Source organism: Bacillus cereus group sp. MG9 (assembly GCF_040459995.1).
Taxonomy (GTDB): domain Bacteria; phylum Bacillota; class Bacilli; order Bacillales; family Bacillaceae_G; genus Bacillus_A; species Bacillus_A mycoides.
This window is the reverse complement of the sequence record NZ_JARVHC010000001.1, coordinates 3,361,422-3,378,814: the sequence shown is the minus strand read 5'-3', so window position 1 is coordinate 3,378,814 and position 17,393 is coordinate 3,361,422. Positions and strand designations below refer to the sequence as shown.

Below are 17,393 nucleotides of genomic sequence, written 5' to 3'. Positions count from 1 at the left end.
AATATAAGTCAGACAGAATAGGGGGTAAAGGAGGATCAGAATATGGAAAATTTAACTGAAATGCTGAAAGGTTCGCTGGAAGGATGTGTTCTGGAAATCATTAGCCGCCGTGAAACTTATGGCTATGAGATTACCCGCCACCTTAATGAGCTTGGGTTTACTGAAGTCGTGGAAGGAACGGTCTATACCATCCTTGTGCGATTAGAGAAGAAAAAACTTGTGAATATTGAAAAGAAACCGTCAGACATGGGGCCGCCTCGCAAGTTTTATTCACTAAATGAGGATGGCCGTCAGGAGCTTGAATTGTTTTGGAGAAAATGGGATTTTGTATCATCAAAAATTAACGTCTTGAAGTCAAACTAGCCTCATAAGATTAAATATTCGGCCGATATTTTGGGAGTTTCTTGTTCTGCTTTATAAAAAAGGAGGAAAAATAATATGTTGGAAATGTTCAAAAAATTAATTGGTGATAAAAAAGAGTACAAAATGATGATGGCACGGGTTGGAGCTCTGCCAGAGGACTATCAGTTTGTGTTTAAGAAAATTCAAAACTACATGTGGAATTTCTCAGCTGGTAACGGGATGGATATGCTACACATACAGTATGAATTAATCGATTTGTTTGAAGCCGGTGCGGCGGAAGGCAGACAAGTGCTTGAAATCACCGGGGAGGACGTGGCATCCTTTGCTGACGAACTAGTGGCAAATGCTAAAACTTATGTTTCCAAGTATCGTGAAGATTTGAATGAAAGTATCATGAAACAATTGAGAAAAAAATAAATGCAACAGGTAATACCGACTGATTAGCTGGTTACAAATGTGAATTGACGCCATTGCTATTCAGTTATATTTTTAAATCAGTACTAAGTAATACAGATTATCAGTAATACTAAATAGAGGGTGTAGGCAGTCTATCTTTACAAAACATTTTTTAAGGAGGAAAAAAGTATGACCAATACAGCGATTTCTGTAAAAGGATTAAAAAAATCCTTTAAAGATAAGGAAGTGTTAAAAGGGGTAGATTTTGAAGTGCAGCGTGGCGAAATTTTCGCACTGCTGGGCTCAAATGGAGCGGGCAAGACGACGATAGTCAATATCCTCTCGACGCTGATGAAGCAAGATGGCGGCGAAGTAGGTATTTGTGGTTTTGACGTTCAGCGTCAACCGGATCATGTTCGTCAAAGTATCAGTCTGACAGGGCAGTTTGCAGCTTTAGACGGAATGCTCACGGGGAGAGAAAACTTGATAATGATTGCCAATTTGCGTGGAGTTTCTAGTCCTGCTCAAGTCGCTGATAATTTGCTTGCAAGATTTAGTCTGACTGATGCAGCCAACCAGAGGGCAGACCAGTATTCAGGTGGGATGAAGCGCCGGCTTGACATCGCGATGAGTTTGATTGGGGCGCCAGCAGTCATTTTTCTCGATGAACCGACGACAGGGCTTGACCCCGAAGCGCGTATTGAAGTGTGGGATACCGTCAAGGAACTTGCCGGCGGCGGCACAACCATCTTGCTCACGACCCAGTACCTCGAGGAAGCCGAACAACTGGCGGACCGTATCGCTATCTTGCATGGCGGAAAAATTATTACGACTGGTACTCTTACAGAACTTAAAGAGATGTTCCCGCCAACAAAAGTGGAGTATATCGAGAAGCAGCCGACATTGGAAGAAATTTTCCTTGCGATCATTGGCAAAAAGGAGGAGATGTAAATGAAGAGCAAAACAGGGGTATTATTAGGGCGTTTAATGCGCAACATTATGCGCAGTCCGGATACAATTATTACGGTAGCGATTACGCCGATTATGATGATGCTGTTGTTTGTCTACGTATTTGGCGGCGCCATAAAGACAGGAACGGATAACTACGTCAATTATTTATTGCCGGGAATCTTGCTGATGGCTATCGCATCCGGTGTCGCTTACACTTCCGTACGGTTGTTTACGGATGTAAAGAGCGGGCTGATGGCACGTTTCATTACTATGCCTATCAAGCGTTCGTCGGTATTATGGGCTCACGTATTAACATCACTTGTTGCTAATGTGCTTACTATCGTGGTGGTTATTCTTGTTGCGCTCTTAATGGGCTTCCGTTCCAGTGCTAATATTCTGGATTGGCTCGCGGTAACTGGAATACTCGGGATGTTTACGCTGGCGCTGACATGGTTGGCTATCATTCCTGGGTTGACAGCGAAGTCTATGGAAGGGGCGACAGCCTACTCGTACCCACTAATTTTTCTGCCCTTTATTAGTTCGGCCTTTGTTCCTACCGAAACTATGCCAAAAATTGTTCGTGCGTTCGCTGAAAACCAGCCTGTGACTTCAATCGTGAATGCGATTCGTGCCCTCTTATATGAAGGGACTGTTGGCAACGATATTTGGATTGCACTTGCTTGGTGTGTGGGCATTATGGTTATCGCTTACTTCTTCGCCGGCAAAGCATTTAAACGTCAGTTAGGGTAACACCACCAGTTCGGTGCACAATGGCAACTAAATCTTCTGGAATAATATATATATGGGAAAGTGGATTTAAATCACATTAATCTTAGTTATTGCTATAATTGTTAGTATTCTTACTGGTTATGTAGTTGGTACGTAAGTAGGCTCAGACGTTGAGAAAAAGCAGACTGAGAGAGTTAAAAGGGAAGAGGTAATATTTTGATCTCAATTCTAATTGCCATATAATAAATGCAATTTTTATACATGAAAAGCCCACCTGTTTCCGTAGGTGGGCTATATCTTTATTACACAATTCGAAAGTATACTCTCTTTTTCTAAATATGTAATTATGCATATTTAGAAAAAACTACACTTAATAAATATTACATATAGTAAATGGAAACTTATGGTGTAATTCTTTTAACAGGCTTAACATGATAACCATTATATAAGGTGCGTAGGCTCCTTTTGAAAAGTTCTTCTTTTCTGAAAAATGAATATTAATTCGTTATATATAATAAAAATTCATGAGAATAATTTTATGTTTTCTAAATTTATTCCTTTAAATCAATGTGTATTATTTATTACAACAGCTTCATGTCAAAGATAAGATGTGAAAGCAAAGGGAAATATAAGTATCTTTATAACGAGTTCCTAATATAATCAATGTGTTAACGAAAGGAACTCTGTATTATGTTTACTTTTCTATTAACTAATACAGTTTCAAAAAATAGACACAATTGCTACATACCAATTGTAATTTATTATCTATTCATAATTCTGTTTATTCTGTCTTTCTAAAAATAAAAAAATATTAGACTCGCAAATATAAACGTTATAATGAGGGCGTCGAGAGGTAACCGATTACCTACGAAGAAAATATCAAACATTTTAAAATTGGACAGACTGAAACGATTAATTACAGAAAGGTGTGTGACCAGAAGGGGAATTTCTTCAAAATAGTTTAGTAGCAGCGGACATCGTATTAGCTGGTGTAAACAATATCATCAATGGTAAGTATAGGGTTGGAGGATAAATGCCTCGCACATTAAGAGAGACAGCTTTAGGTGGAATCGTTTACAATATGGTGCATCTAGTAAGCGGTTCATTTTTTAAGAATGGTCTATATTCTTAAGCCTAAAAAGAGACGTAAGAATAGGATACAAGGGGGATTTATTATATGAATGGGAATACTGCAAAAAAAATAGAATTTCAAGCTGAAAATAATGCAGTGAAAAATGAGAAATATCTAGATCCTAAAAAGTGGCATAAACAAGATACTACTTGGGCATTGAGCCTTTTTGGAACAGCAATTGGTGCAGGAGTACTCTTTTTACCTATTAATGCAGGTTCAGGTGGTTTATTATCATTACTGTTAATTACGATACTTGCATTTCCTGTTATGTATTATTCACATAGGGCACTTGCTAAAATGATATACGCTTCTAATTCTGCTGATGAGGGGATTACAGGCACAATAAGAGAGTATTTCGGAAATAAGGCAAGTATAATTTTTAACATAGTATATTTCGTTTCAATTTATACGATCGTGCTGATGTATTCGGTTGCACTTACAAATACTGCAAGTAGTTTTATCGTGCATCAATTGCACATGCCGGAGCCTCCAAGGGCCATTTTATCGCTTGTATTAGTACTCGGTCTTATCGCTATACTAAATTTTGGTCAAGATATCATTGTAAAGATAATGAGCATGCTAGTATATCCGTTTATTGCTTCTTTACTTTTTATTTCAATATCTTTAATTCCACAGTGGAATACGTCAATGCTTAGTTTTTCAAGTGCTACTACTGCTTCAACAGGAACAGGGTATTTTGGGGTGCTATTGATGATACTACCAATCATAGTATTTTCATTTAATCATTCTCCTCTTATTTCGTCATTTGTTATAAAGCAGAGAGCTACCTATGGAATAGAAGCTACTGATGCCAAATGTGCTCAAATACAAAAAGTTTGTTATATCATGACTTTCGTAGTAGTTATGTTCTTTGTTTGGAGTAGTGCACTGAGTTTAACTCCAAAAGATCTTATGATGGCTAAAGAACAAAACCTATCAATTCTATCGTATCTTGCTAATGAGCTTAATTCACCAGTAATCACTATTGCAGCTCCTATCATTGCTTTTGTGGCTATAACTAAGTCCTTCCTTGGCCATTATATAGGAGCATATGAGGTAATGCGTGACGTGATTATGAAGTTTGGTAAAACACGCGGGAAAAATTTAGAAGAAAAAACAATTAAGACAGTGATCCTTACTTTTGTCGTATTAACATGTTGGTATGTTGCTTATGCAAATCCAAGTATTCTTGGAATCATTGATGCCCTTAGCGGTCCGTTAGTTGCTGCTATCTTATGTCTATTACCAATGTATGCGATTCGTAAAGTACCAGTACTAGCTAAATACAGAGGGAAAATGAGCAATGTGTTTGTCATTGTTGTAGGTATACTTACTGTCCTAGCAAGTATTAAGTCATTATTCTAATTCGCTATTGTTAGTTCAAGTGCTAAAATAGTGGGATATGAAAAAAGAATGAAAGAGATTATGGATAAGATAAGTCCATATTCGAATTTTAAACAAGCTGTTTTATGAGGGTTAAACTCTAATATAAAAAGACATGAACAAAGATTAGTTCATGTCTTTTTTTGTGTTGGCATTATTCTTAGAAGAGCGTTTAAAGTAGCGGTAGCGAATAAAATGTTTTTACTAGGTATTTAAATAGAGGTAACTGGCATCTAGTCAAACTCAATATTATTTTGGGTTTAACTGGCCACTGCTTATGGGCAGTATAAACATAATCTCTCTTTTAAACCTTCTAACACTTCTTCAGGAACTTCCCTGATTTTGATATCTTTACCTAGGAAAAGTAGCCAATTTGTTATTTCTATCAATTCATCGAGATTGTTAACATTGATAAAAGTTTTTAGAATGGCTGTGGATTGGTAAGGATTTGTATAGGAAATAGAAATTTTTATAGGATGGTATTTTTTGAACTGGGTAATCGCTTTTGGACCAAGTTCAAGTACAAGGTTGATTGCTTCGTCCCTCTTACTTAGTTTTTCTGAAATTTTTTTCTTACTTAATCTATTTTTCGTCGTATAGGGTTCGACATTAATGAGATGATCGACAAGAAACATCTTCTTTTTTTCTTCTTTTATGTCAAAGCCTTCAATTATCCAATGGCTTTTTTCTTGATAAAGGTGCAGTAGATAAATTGGATAAGACTTGGTTTCCTCCTCTTCTTGTACGGTAATCAATAAATGGCTATCTAAAAGAAGGATTTGGATGAGTTTTTCTAACATAGGATGGGGGAGGTCAGAAAGCTCAAGTAGGTCAGGATTATGAGGGTTAGTCCCTTCAAAAAGCAAGATTTGATTTAAAAGAACAAGGTCATCCTGCTGGATTTCTGAGATGAGTCCTAGTAGTTTTTCGGCTAAAGACTGACGACTCTTTAGATAGGGAAGTTGTTGATTTCTTGTGGCCATAAAGGCAATAAAAAGAGCTTTGACCTCATTATCAGTAAAGCGAACAACGGGCAAGATAGAGTTATGCATGACAAAATATCCTCCATCCCTGCCAACTTCAGCGACGAGCGGCATCCCCATGGCTTCAATTTCTCTAATGTCTCTAATAGCTGTCGATCGTGAGATGTTAAATTCTCGTATGATTTCAGAAATTGTAAAGTGGGAGCGGTTGTTAATATAGCGCATGATCGTATTAATCCGTTCAACTTTTTTCATGTTGGTCTCCTAAACAGTATCATTTTTTGACATGATTTAAAGATATTATAAACTCATCAAGTGAAAAGATAAATCGTTTGATTAATTTAAAAGTGAGGAAGGTTTTAAATATGAAAAATTATACAATAGAAGAAAAAGATAGCTTTATCGTGTTAGGTATTGGAACTGAACTTAAGAGCCACTATACAGACTTTGCGGGCATAAACAAGGAAAAGGCAGACTTTTGGCTGGCCGTCGAACAAGATGGAAGGTTGGACACTTTAAAAGCTTTAGCTACAAATGATTACATTTTTTCTGTGAGTGAAGCGGTGAATAACAAGATGATGTATTACGCTGGTGTCATGACAGAGGCAACGATACAAGAAGAATCTAGAGTTATCCAGTTTCCGAGGGGAGAATACCTAGTAGTTAAAGGTGAAGGCAATACAGCTGAGGAGCTAAGTAATAAGCTTACTGGTATTGCATTTGGTCAAGCATTAGCAGAAGTAAAAGATTTTGCCTATGTTGGTGGGCCAAATACAACAGTTGAGATGGGGCAGCGAAACGGCTTAGTATTTGGTGAAATATGGATTCCAGTTGTTAGGAAGTAAAGTATTAAAAGGAGAGATGGAATTGTCCGATATCGTTGATTTTAAAAACGTAACTACAGCTGGCATGGAGTCTTCACCTGTAGCAGAAGCACTTGCTGGTTTACGTGCTCATGAAGCACGTTACTTTATGAATAAATATAAGCATGAATTTACGGTTGTACCAGCTAGTGAAAGCGAGAAGACTCTTGATTATGTGAACCGCATTTTGAAAGAAGAACGTGATATTGAGTTTGCGGCAAAACCTTTAGAAACATCGTGTTTTCAAGTGGGAAATATTAAATTTGCCTATGTCTTCTATGAGGATGGTCTTGCAGTCAACGTCATGTATACGCTGGATAACCCAAAGAAGCGGGCTGTTGGATTTAAGCTTTCTGAGGGAATGGAGATACCAACGGAGTTAGTAGAGAAGTTTAAGTTTGCTAGACAGAAGTCTAAACTTGCTGGAACAATTCGAGGTTCGTTTTTTGTAATTAAAGGAGAATATATTGCAAGTTGAAGAATCAGTCATTTGTTGTATTGAGTTATTCTTTTAAAAGGCGCGATTAAGGCTAATAATCTTGAATTGTTAGCCTTTTTTTACATAAGTATAATATTCATAGTCTGCTACACACTACGTTCAGATAAAATAGAACGAAAGGAAATTACTGTAGGGTGGTGGTGGCGTGAGTAAAAAAAGGCTATTTGAGTTATTCTTAGTAACTTTTGCTTTACTATTCCTTCATGTAAGCACATTTACTAATGAAAAATTGAATGATAAATTTGGTAACTTTACCTTCTTTGTTGTATTTTTCATGTTTTATATCAACGTTGCATTTATAGAACGGTATTTTGATGATATACAAAAGTGGATTCGAAATATCACATTTCTTCTTGCCCTGTTAGTAGTAACTTTAATATCACTATGGATAGGTTACTTTTAAAGCCTTGTGATTAAGGGAATTTTGTTTTGTTATCTTTCCTTAACAACAAACAAGACGCCAACCAGATCATGGTAGCGCCTACGATAATTACTATTGGTTTAATCATTAACAAGTATATCTGGACCCTTTTTCAACATATACGAGAAACCCGAAATAAATACGATACTAAATATAATAATGGAAGACCACATATTAAAATGAAACTCTTTACCTACAACTAAATAGTAGATGTTATGGACCAAGAAATTAGCACCTATGATAATTCCACCTAACATTGAACTAATTACAAGACTGATTAAATAAAATTTGAGCTTCTGAAACATTTCCCCTCTACTCCTTTTCTAAAATCAACTTTATTCAGGATGTTTTAGAAAATTATATCATTTATTTTTCTGATATTCTTAAATCTATAATATATTTAAGGTTATTTTAAGAGAAGAAGAATTGCCTACCAAAATGTCCATTTCGGGGTTTCACCAATATGCCCATCAAGCTAATGAAACTAGTATCTCAAAAACAAAAAATGTATATTTTTATCTGGAGATGCCAATTTTCTCGTTTTGGGGATACTATAAAATTTTAGGTTGATAGCCATGGGGTGCTACCCCATTATGTTGAAAAGGAAAAGAACATCTGTGGAACTAGTGGTGACAATAGAGTTGTTCCACAAATGAGACAGAAGAATAGTGTGCTCTATCTGGGGAAATTGGAATATTTATGATTATAGAAACTGTAGCTATTGAAAATAGAACAAATAAAAGCTAAATAACAATAATATAATCTCTTTTCTAGATATGCCTTTATCAAGAATCAAAAAACTTAATACCACTTAGTACAAAAGCATCAGAACTTGGGCTATAACCAACTAACTTTCTTGTTCCTTCAATATCAATTCGTTTAAACCTGTTGTTAGATACACCATGTAAAATTGAAAATGGAGGTAAGTTCTTTGCCGTCATCGACTTTAAGAGAAGGTCCATAAAATCTTCTGGGCTTAAGTATGCACTCATATCTCTAGCTGTTAGTGGTTTACCATATGGATTATAATCATCATATGCACCTATACGAATAGCAAGACTTTGTAACCCTTCTTCATAGGCAAAATAAGAAGCAACAGCCTCTGCAAAACACTTACTCACCCCGTACATATTTTTGGGTCTCGTGGGTGAATAAGCATGTGGTTGATAATCCAAAGGATAGCCTTCAATTGTTTGAGCACTGGAAGCAACTATCACTTTGGATACATTATTATCACTAGCAGCTCTAAAAATATTATAGGTTCCCTTTATATGATTTTCTAATAAGGAGCCATAAAAATCAGCATTTGGCGAAGGATTACCTGCCAAGTGTATAACTATATCTATACCTTTCGTAAATTCTTGACAAGCAGCTAAATCAGAAACATCTAAATATATGATTTCATGATTTGTATCTTTAAAAGTTTCTAAAGCAGATAAGTTAATATCTGCTAGCCGTAACTGGTAATTCCCTTGCTTATCTAGGAATCTTGTAACATCCTGGCCAATCTTACCTGCAGCACCTGTAACTAAAATTTTTTGCATTTCACTTCATCCTTCCATAAAAAATACATCCCTTGTCAAGGGTCATATAATAGAGCATGCACTTATTGTATGTTGGTAATGGCATTAAATAAAACGAAGAAATATAATGGAGACATGAATAAAATTCATGAGGAGGACCATAGTGACTTTAACAAAATATGAAATATTTAACAAAGTGGCAGAACTCAATAGTTTTACAAAAGCTGCAGAAGTGTTAGGTTTCACCCAATCTGCTGTAAGTCATGCAATTAGCAGTTTGGAAAAAGAGTTTTCCTTTCCTTTATTTATTCGTAATCACTCTACTTTAACATTGACCAAAAATGCAGAGGAGCTTTTAATTACCGTTCGGAAAATTTTATACTATAACAACATGCTGAAGCAGGAAGTAGCCGCTATCAATGGGTTCCAAAAAGGAACAGTAAGAGTGGGGGTTTTTTCGAGTATTTCTAAAAACTGGATTCCTGGTATTCTTAAAAAAATGGAGGAAAAGTTTCCAAATATTGAAATCGAATTACTGGAAGGAAACTATGCTGAGGTTGAGAATTGGTTACAAAACGGGAGATTAGATTGTGGATTTATTAATAATGATACTTACTTTGAATCCTTTGAAAAATCCTTTGAAATCGTACAATTGAAGAGGGATCGACTTTTATGTGTTGTATCTAACCAATCCCCATTATGTAAGGAAAACCAAGTATCAATGCAACAAATAGAAAATGTACCTTTTATTATGCCAACATATCAGTGTTATGATGATATTCAAAAAATATTTAGGGAGAATAAAGTTAGCCCCAATATTAGATTCGAAAATATGAATGAATACTCAGTGATCTCCATGGTGGAGAATAATCTAGGAATTAGTATATTGCCAGAAATGATTATACCGACATCAAAAATTTCTTTTGCAGCCATTCCACTTGAAAGTGATAGCTATCGAACTATTGGATTAGCTATAAGAAAACCAACCTCACTCGCGACTAAGAGATTTTCTGAGATTACTAAAAGGTGGGTATCATTTGAATCAATTTAATTTTGCCAAAATCTGAGTTATTTAAACTGATAGGGTTCTTCTTGAACGGAGCAGATTAGTTCAATAAGCAATGAGAAAAAGTTATATATTATGTGTTGATGTAGAACTATAATATACAAAAATCAGGAGGTAATTATATAGTGATATATAAATTGTACGACAGAACACCCTAATAACTTTGACTAATTACTAAACCTATATGAATCTTTATGGTGGAATTCACTTAAATTAACAAGTAATGATTTGGAACGAATGTGCAATCAAAGTTGATACGCCATTTACGCATTTGATGAAAAATAATTAGTGGGTATGGGACGTGTTATTTCAGATGGTGTAATTACTGGAGTAGTTTGGGGAATATGCGTTCTATCAATCTATCTGTCCGAAGGAATCGCCGCCATGTACAAATCGCGCTGGGCAATTGGCGTGTCCAGATAAGGACACATTATCTAGTTGGTGAAAGTCCAATCGGGAGAATAGACTCCACTCCCGTAGCCTGAGAGGCGCCATGAAGTGAAAACGACATGGCGAAGCCCTCTGACATCACATGCAAAAGGCATGTGGGCAAATCTCCAGGTTGTAACGTACAGTGAACGTAGACGTAGCCTCGTTACACGCAATTCCGGTGGCTGAGACGGTCGATAACGTGCGAAAGCAGCAAGAACTGACCGAAACGAGTCTGGAACGGCAGTTCTCACCGGCGGGGTATCAGCGGCGACATGGAGAGAAAGATAATGTGGAAACTGGAGAAGCCCTCGACACCCGATGAAGAAACCTCATCGAGGAGACCGTCTCTATAACCGCGATCGGGAAGTGAGAATGGTAGGTGTCAGGGTGACGGAACGGATCGTAGTACCAGAGATCTGCGTGCAGCAAAACGCGCGGGGAGGGAAGGGTCCGAACCTGTAAATATTTCGTACGACCAAAGGAGGCAAGGGTGCCATGACAAAAACACCTATTACTTTGCAGGAACTAAGGCGACGAATCTATCAAAAGGCGAAGTCTGAACCTACGCATCGGTTTTGGGGACTATTTTCCCACATTACCAAACTAATAACCCTCCATGAAGCATATCAGCATGCGAGGAAAAACGGCGGTGCCCCAGGTATCGACGGTCAAAGTTTCGCTGATATAGAACTAGAGGGAGTTATACCGTTTTTAAAGAACATCCAAGCAGAACTGCAGGCTGGAACATATCAACCACAAGCTAATCGTAAAGTAGAAATCCCAAAAGCAAACGGCAAAATGCGGACACTGCAAATCCCGTGTATACGGGACCGTGTGGTCCAAGGAGCGCTAAAACTCATATTGGAAGCTATCTTTGAGGCTGATTTCTGCCCAAATTCCTACGGATTCCGACCAAAACGCTCCCCGCATCAAGCGCTGGCAGAAGTACGACGTAGTGTGCTGCGTCGTATGACCACAGTCATTGATGTTGATTTGTCACGTTACTTTGATACAATCCGGCATAACATCCTACTGAGGAAAATCGCAAATCGTGTCCAAGACCACCAAGTTATGCACCTAGTAAAACAGGTGGTAAAAGCCGCAGGAAAGATTGGAGTCCCGCAAGGGGGGCCGTTCTCACCACTCGCGGCAAACATCTACTTGAATGAGGTAGATTGGACATTTGATGCCATTCGGCGTAAAACGACGAATGGCAACTATGAAGCTGTGAACTATCACCGATTTGCCGATGATATGGTTATCACCGTAAGTGGGCACTCCAGTAAACGGGGGTGGGCTGAACTGGCACTGCGACGACTGCAGGAACAATTGGAGCCTTTGGGGGTTGAACTGAATCTTGAGAAAACACGGATGGTCGATGTCTTACAGGGAGAGTCTTTTGCATTTCTCGGATTTGATTTCAGGCGAGTACTGAACCGAAATAAGACCCGATACTTCATATGCATGATCCCAAAGAAGAAAGCCCGTACGGCAGTGAAAGCAAGAATCCGCGAACTCATTCAAAACGCAGGAGCTAAACCAGCACAAGATTTAGTAAAACAAATCAATGCCGTACTAAGAGGATGGGTGAACTACTTTCGGGTTGGAAATTCCAGCGGAGCATTTAGCGAAGTGCGTGACTATACGGAGATGAAAATCCGTACACTGCTGACGAGAAGGAAACGGCGACGAAAGCGTAGCATCGGATGGCAGAGATGGAGTAATGAATATCTCTATGGTGTACTGGGGCTCTACTGGGACTGGAAAGTCCATTCTCTCAAAAGTGCAGAGGGATACCGATGAAAGTGCCTGCCATTTGATAGGTCTCATAACCCTTTTGATGAAGTTTATGGGGTGAGCTGCTTGAGGGAAAACCTCACGAGCAGTTCTTATGGGGAGGGGCTGGAAACGGGTCATAACTGATACCGCGCCAGTTCTTTACCCGACAATCATTTTTCCGCTGGATTTAGCTGAATTTGAACGTTCCCGTATTGTTTGGCACAACATCCAATGCGTTGTTCAATCAGTTATTCACAGCTATAATTGCCTATGCTTTGCTGAAATTTCTTCGTGCACAAGGCCAAAAGACAAAATAAACGCTTGTCATTTGCAGGTTTCACACGCCTGTTTCTTTGTGAAGCCTTGTCAATTGAGTGGCAAATTAGTTTGAAAGAAACACTTGAATTCTACAGGTCGATAAATCAAGAAACTGTATTACTTTGGTTAATCAACATACGTGTTAATTTATAGTATAATGATTGCTTGAAATAATGCGGTGGAAAACAGGGAAAAGAGGGAACCGATGCCTACTATACTAGTTGCTGACGACGATGCGAACATTCGCGAACTCGTCTGTTTATTTCTACGCAACGACGGATTCGCAACAGCTGAAGCAGCGGACGGCAAGGAAGCACTGGCCGTCTACATCTCAACGAATGTCGATCTTGTCGTACTTGACATTATGATGCCGATTATGGATGGTTGGACGTTAAGCAAGGAGCTCCGAAGAGCCAATCCTGATCTACCTTTACTTATGCTGACTGCGAGAGGAGAAACATGGGAGAAAGTGAAAGGTTTCGAACTTGGGACGGACGATTATTTAACCAAACCATTCGATCCGTTAGAGTTGACGGTTCGTGTTAGGGCACTACTCAAACGATACAAGATTGGCTCCACGCAGACGATCCATTTAGGGAACGTCATCCTTGATCGACAGACCTATAAGGTGATGAAAGGGACGGAGTCGCTTACGTTGCCGCTAAAGGAGTTCGAATTGCTGTATAAGCTCGCTGGAACACCCGGACAAGTCTATACGCGCGTGCAGTTGATCGATCAGATTTGGGGTATCGATTACGCCGGAGATGATCGAACGGTAGACGTACATATTAAACGGCTGCGTGAACGGTTCGCGACAACACACGATTTTCGGATCGAAACGGTGCGCGGGCTTGGGTATCGGCTTGAGGTTTATGAATGATCAGATCCTTATATATACGTGTTGTCCTGACATTTTTAGTCTCCATCATCGGGGGCACGATCATTTCTTTTTTTGTGTCAACTTGGATATTCGAAGATAAATTGAACGAAAACGCTCAAATCAACTTACGTAACTTTGGCCAAGACATCGTCCGGATTTACAAGACCTTTCCGTTACGTGAAGCGGACTTGTTCGTAAGTGAAATGAAGCAGCTCGATTCTTATTATATTCGAATTTACGAAGCAACGGGTCAGTTCAAGTCTTACGGTAAACTTCACGGACACAAACCTGCGCCTGTGACGATGGAGCAACTAAAGAAAGTATTAGATGGAGGTGTTGTTCAGGACACTCCTAATGGTATTGCCACGGTCCTCTTAGGGTTGCCGTTGAAAACGGAAATGGGAACGAAAGCGATATTTTTGGAAGCGCTCGCCCCTCCTTCAGCCTCTTTTGTCACAAAGTGGGCATTGGTCTTTGCAACATGTTCGTTGATTGCAGGAAGCTTATTGATTCTAGTTGCCTCTGTATTCCTGGTAAGACCGATAAAAAAGCTGACAAAAGCGACCAAGCGGATAGCATCTGGAGATTTCAACGTCAAGTTGAATATTAAGCAAACGAGTGAGCTGGGTACTTTGGCTCGCAGCTTCGAAGAAATGATGCACGATCTGCAGCAACTTGAGCAGATGCGCAGGGAATTCGTAACGAACGTGTCGCACGAGGTTCAGTCTCCGCTCACTTCGATATCCGGTTATGCTCTAGTGCTTAAGCAAGTTGACCTTTCAGAATACGAACGAAGCCGTTATCTTGATATTATCATCGCTGAAGCGAAAAGGATGTCCAAAATGAGCGATAACCTGCTAAAGCTGAGTTTTCTTGAATCGCAGTCAAAGCAACTGCGGCTCGTCACACTCAGCCTCGATGAACAAATCCGACGGATAATCGTGGCGCTCCAGCCACAATGGTCTGCTCGCGATATACATTTCGAGCTTGATTTACAGACAGTTAAAGTAACGGCTGATCATGACCTGTTAAATCAGGTATGGACGAATATCCTCAGAAATAGCATCAAATTTTCCGAGGATGCCGGCGTGATTAACGTAAGCATCAAACAAGATATCAAAAACGTGACAATCCTAATATCCGACACTGGTATTGGTATTCACCTTGACGACCAGAAGCGTATATTCGATCGTTTTTTTAAGGCCGATCGTTCCCACAGTCGTAAGTATGACGGAAGTGGTATGGGACTCGCTATCGTTAAACAGATCGTGTCGCTTCATCAAGGTGACATCCGAGTGAAAAGTGAACCTGGTCAAGGAACGACCTTCATTGTCACCTTGCCAATCACTACACCAACAGATTAGTTAGATTCATTCTCTATGCTACGACTCATATGCAAGCTTACTTGCATATAGAGCCGTAGCATTTTTTTGGGCAGTTCATATTCAGTTCATATTGTCGTCATGGTGAGTACATCTTCATTGGTTAAGTTTTCATTACAGGCACATGAAGGAAGGCAAACAGATCAGGACAGGAGAAGATGACAGTGACACAACAAGAGGAAAAGAAAACGCTGAGCGGAATGAAAATAAAGAAAGTGCGAAACATCTTACTTAAAATCATAGGAGCAATCGTTCTAGCCATTGTACTTTTTTTAGGTATTGTTTATATCGTAAATGTGATGAGTAGTCATTCGGAGCAAAAACGAATAGTGCCCTACGGGCAGCACGTATCTGTAGACGGGAAAAACATGAATGTGTTAATTCAAGGCGAGGGCGAGGAAACGATCGTGCTCCTGCCTGGTTATGGAACAGCTACTCCAGGGCTTGATTTTAAGCTTCTTATCGATGAATTATCTCCATTTTACAAAGTTGTTGCGGTAGAGCCTTTCGGTTATGGATTAAGTGATGAAACTGTAAAAGAGCGAACCACGGAGAATATGGTAAGTGAAGTTCATGAAGCTCTACAGCAGCTTAATATTAACAGATACATGCTCATGGGCCACTCCATTACAGGTATTTATGGAATTGATTATGTGAACAAATATCCAAACGAGGTGACTGCATTTGTCGGAATCGATAGCAGTGTTGCAACACAACCGGGTATGGATATCAATTTCCCATTAAAAACGTTTGCATATCTCAAAAAATCAGGCCTCTTAAGATTGGCTATGAAAATCAGTGCTGACCCCTATGCTGGACTGGCATTTGATGAAAAAACCGTAGAGCAAATGAAAATGATTTCGAATAAAAACATGTATAATGACACAACCTTGAATGAGATGGACCATATTTCGTCTAATTTTAAAGGGGCTCAAGGTTTAATCTTCCCTAAATATCTTCCACTTCTTCTCTTTGTACAAGCGAATAGTGAAGATGTAGCAGGATGGATACCTCTGCATGAAGGGCAGATCAAAGACTCGGTACATGGAAAAGTAGTAACCATGGATGGATCACATTATTTACACCATACCAAATTCAAAGAAATCGCTGAAAACGTTAGACTATTTATGAAAGAAGTAAAGTAAGTGTTCAGAGAAATGTTCATCCGTTATTTTATGCATTTGTCTACAGTCTGCAAGACCATCATTTCGATGGTCTTTTTTATGTCCAAACAGTTGTATATTTCCAAACCAAGATTATACTTTCGCCTGAAAGACATTGGGTTTCATTTTCATATTAACTAACGAGGCAGGTGTGCGGCCAAGCCTAGGTCGTATCATATAACGGGTGGGATTCCCGTCGAGTAAGAACTAGCCATTCGCTCGTAGCGAGTCTTGGAGGGCTAAAGGTAACTTTAGTCTTTAAGCGTAGACAGTTAGGTGGCGGATTTGCTTTACTGATCGTTCTATTCATCCTGTTAATCATTATAGGATGTAGTTGTTGGGGCGGATTCGGTTACTAAAAAAAGGGGCACTCATAAGAGTGTCTTTTTTCTCAATATAAGAACTCTAAGAATATGATATTATTTTAATGCAAATTCCCTTTTGTGCAATGAGATAGTAATGCCCAACAAAAAACCCACCTATTTCCGTAGGTGGGCCTTATCTTTATTACACAATATCAAAGTATACTCTCTTTTTCTCGTGAATTTTATGTAATTATACATATTTGTAAAAATTACATAAAATAAATATTACATGTAGTAAAATATAAATTGTGGACACGTTCTATAAAGCTGATTCTCCGATTAGAAGGCGTAACACATTTCAACCATATAGGTGTGGTGTGGCGTTGCTTTAATCTAGCCAAACCAAACAAACGATCTCGATTCTCTTGTATTTGTACACTAACAATCTGTTGAAAATAAATGATTCTGTTTTATAGGACGTGTTTACTTAATGTCCAATACATATTATTAAATTAAAGTGGTTCAAGTCGGAGGAAGGCACCTTAGGGTGTCTTTTCTTTATGGGGTCTCACCACATCGGTATCTGACTTATTTTTTATGTTTATCATGCAATTTTTTGTTGTTGCATTTATTTTTATTAGCTTGATAGCGATGTGGCGGTACCCCATTAATAGAAAACTACTGCAAGAGTTATAGTTTTATGTTTTCATTTCCCTTTTGGCATTTATCTTTTAATCAGATGAATGCTTTTTTTAGTACATAATAAAAAAATAACCAGAAAAACTGTCACAAAATCCGTTTTTCTGGTTTCTCTATAATACAGGC

Annotated in this window: 16 protein-coding genes and 2 pseudogenes; 15 read left to right on the top strand and 3 right to left on the bottom strand. The window is 38.6% G+C overall.

Annotated elements, in window-relative coordinates; translation table 11 throughout:
* Nucleotides 1–42: 42 nt before the first annotated feature.
* The 5 genes from QCI77_RS17325 (at nucleotide 43) to QCI77_RS17305 (ending at nucleotide 4,936) form a co-directional block, all read left to right on the top strand.
* A complete protein-coding gene (locus QCI77_RS17325; protein WP_002128372.1) occupies nucleotides 43–363 on the top strand; it encodes a PadR family transcriptional regulator in 321 nt (106 codons plus the stop codon).
* A 75-nt stretch (nucleotides 364–438) separates the two neighbouring features.
* Entirely contained in the window at nucleotides 439–780 is a 342-nt protein-coding gene (locus QCI77_RS17320; RefSeq protein ID WP_002014108.1) for a DUF1048 domain-containing protein, read from the top strand.
* Nucleotides 781–948: 168 nt separating this feature from the next.
* A complete protein-coding gene (locus QCI77_RS17315) occupies nucleotides 949–1,710 on the top strand; it encodes an ABC transporter ATP-binding protein (RefSeq protein ID WP_113769644.1) in 762 nt (253 codons plus the stop codon).
* Entirely contained in the window at nucleotides 1,711–2,460 is a 750-nt protein-coding gene (locus tag QCI77_RS17310; protein ID WP_113769645.1) for an ABC transporter permease, read from the top strand.
* A gap of 1,156 nt (nucleotides 2,461–3,616) precedes the next feature.
* Nucleotides 3,617–4,936 (top strand): aromatic amino acid transport family protein, encoded by a 1,320-nt coding sequence (locus QCI77_RS17305; RefSeq protein ID WP_113769646.1) that lies wholly within the window; start codon nucleotides 3,617–3,619, stop codon nucleotides 4,934–4,936.
* A gap of 293 nt (nucleotides 4,937–5,229) precedes the next feature.
* Here the strand turns inward: QCI77_RS17305 and QCI77_RS17300 are convergent, their stop codons facing one another.
* Nucleotides 5,230–6,192, bottom strand: coding sequence for a helix-turn-helix transcriptional regulator (locus tag QCI77_RS17300; protein WP_113735462.1), 963 nt, complete (start codon nucleotides 6,190–6,192; stop codon nucleotides 5,230–5,232).
* Nucleotides 6,193–6,302: 110 nt separating this feature from the next.
* On the opposite strand from QCI77_RS17300, the gene QCI77_RS17295 reads away from it, so the two are divergent.
* From QCI77_RS17295 to QCI77_RS17285, 3 genes are all read left to right on the top strand, one after another.
* The gene (locus tag QCI77_RS17295; RefSeq protein ID WP_016091906.1) at nucleotides 6,303–6,782 is read left to right on the top strand and encodes a GyrI-like domain-containing protein; all 480 of its coding nucleotides are present in this window, start codon (nucleotides 6,303–6,305) and stop codon (nucleotides 6,780–6,782) included.
* Nucleotides 6,769–7,278 (top strand): hypothetical protein, encoded by a 510-nt coding sequence (locus QCI77_RS17290; protein WP_044438796.1) that lies wholly within the window; start codon nucleotides 6,769–6,771, stop codon nucleotides 7,276–7,278. The genes QCI77_RS17295 and QCI77_RS17290 overlap by 14 nt, the downstream gene beginning before the upstream one ends.
* A gap of 166 nt (nucleotides 7,279–7,444) precedes the next feature.
* Nucleotides 7,445–7,702: a DUF3963 domain-containing protein gene (locus QCI77_RS17285; protein WP_078174087.1), complete on the top strand. Its 258-nt coding sequence runs from the start codon at nucleotides 7,445–7,447 to the stop codon at nucleotides 7,700–7,702.
* Between the two features lie 98 nt (nucleotides 7,703–7,800).
* Here QCI77_RS17285 and QCI77_RS17280 read toward each other — a convergent pair whose 3' ends face one another.
* Entirely contained in the window at nucleotides 7,801–8,025 is a 225-nt protein-coding gene (locus QCI77_RS17280) for a hypothetical protein (RefSeq protein ID WP_078181419.1), read from the bottom strand.
* Nucleotides 8,026–8,505: 480 nt separating this feature from the next.
* Nucleotides 8,506–9,264 carry an NAD-dependent epimerase/dehydratase family protein gene (locus QCI77_RS17275; protein WP_002014092.1) on the bottom strand — a complete coding sequence of 253 codons (759 nt, stop codon included), beginning with the start codon at nucleotides 9,262–9,264 and terminating at the stop codon, nucleotides 8,506–8,508.
* A 142-nt stretch (nucleotides 9,265–9,406) separates the two neighbouring features.
* On the opposite strand from QCI77_RS17275, the gene QCI77_RS17270 reads away from it, so the two are divergent.
* The 7 genes and pseudogenes from QCI77_RS17270 to QCI77_RS17240 form a co-directional block, all read left to right on the top strand.
* Nucleotides 9,407–10,294 (top strand): LysR family transcriptional regulator, encoded by an 888-nt coding sequence (locus QCI77_RS17270; RefSeq protein ID WP_113736053.1) that lies wholly within the window; start codon nucleotides 9,407–9,409, stop codon nucleotides 10,292–10,294.
* 147 nt (nucleotides 10,295–10,441) lie between these two features.
* A pseudogene (locus QCI77_RS17265) lies at nucleotides 10,442–10,687 on the top strand (GNAT family N-acetyltransferase); the annotation flags it as partial.
* Between the two features lie 549 nt (nucleotides 10,688–11,236).
* The gene (gene ltrA, locus QCI77_RS17260) at nucleotides 11,237–12,544 is read left to right on the top strand and encodes a group II intron reverse transcriptase/maturase (protein WP_113736055.1); all 1,308 of its coding nucleotides are present in this window, start codon (nucleotides 11,237–11,239) and stop codon (nucleotides 12,542–12,544) included.
* A 499-nt stretch (nucleotides 12,545–13,043) separates the two neighbouring features.
* On the top strand, nucleotides 13,044–13,718 hold the full coding sequence (locus QCI77_RS17255; protein ID WP_002142571.1) for a response regulator transcription factor: 675 nt from the start codon (nucleotides 13,044–13,046) through the stop codon (nucleotides 13,716–13,718).
* Nucleotides 13,715–15,082, top strand: a complete 1,368-nt coding sequence (locus QCI77_RS17250; RefSeq protein ID WP_113769647.1) for a sensor histidine kinase — start codon at nucleotides 13,715–13,717, stop codon at nucleotides 15,080–15,082. The genes QCI77_RS17255 and QCI77_RS17250 overlap by 4 nt, the downstream gene beginning before the upstream one ends.
* Nucleotides 15,083–15,264: 182 nt before the next feature.
* On the top strand, nucleotides 15,265–16,245 hold the full coding sequence (locus QCI77_RS17245; RefSeq protein WP_016100944.1) for an alpha/beta hydrolase: 981 nt from the start codon (nucleotides 15,265–15,267) through the stop codon (nucleotides 16,243–16,245).
* A 293-nt stretch (nucleotides 16,246–16,538) separates the two neighbouring features.
* A pseudogene (locus QCI77_RS17240) lies at nucleotides 16,539–16,622 on the top strand (YjcZ family sporulation protein); the annotation flags it as partial.
* Between the last annotated feature and the right edge of the window lie 771 nt (nucleotides 16,623–17,393).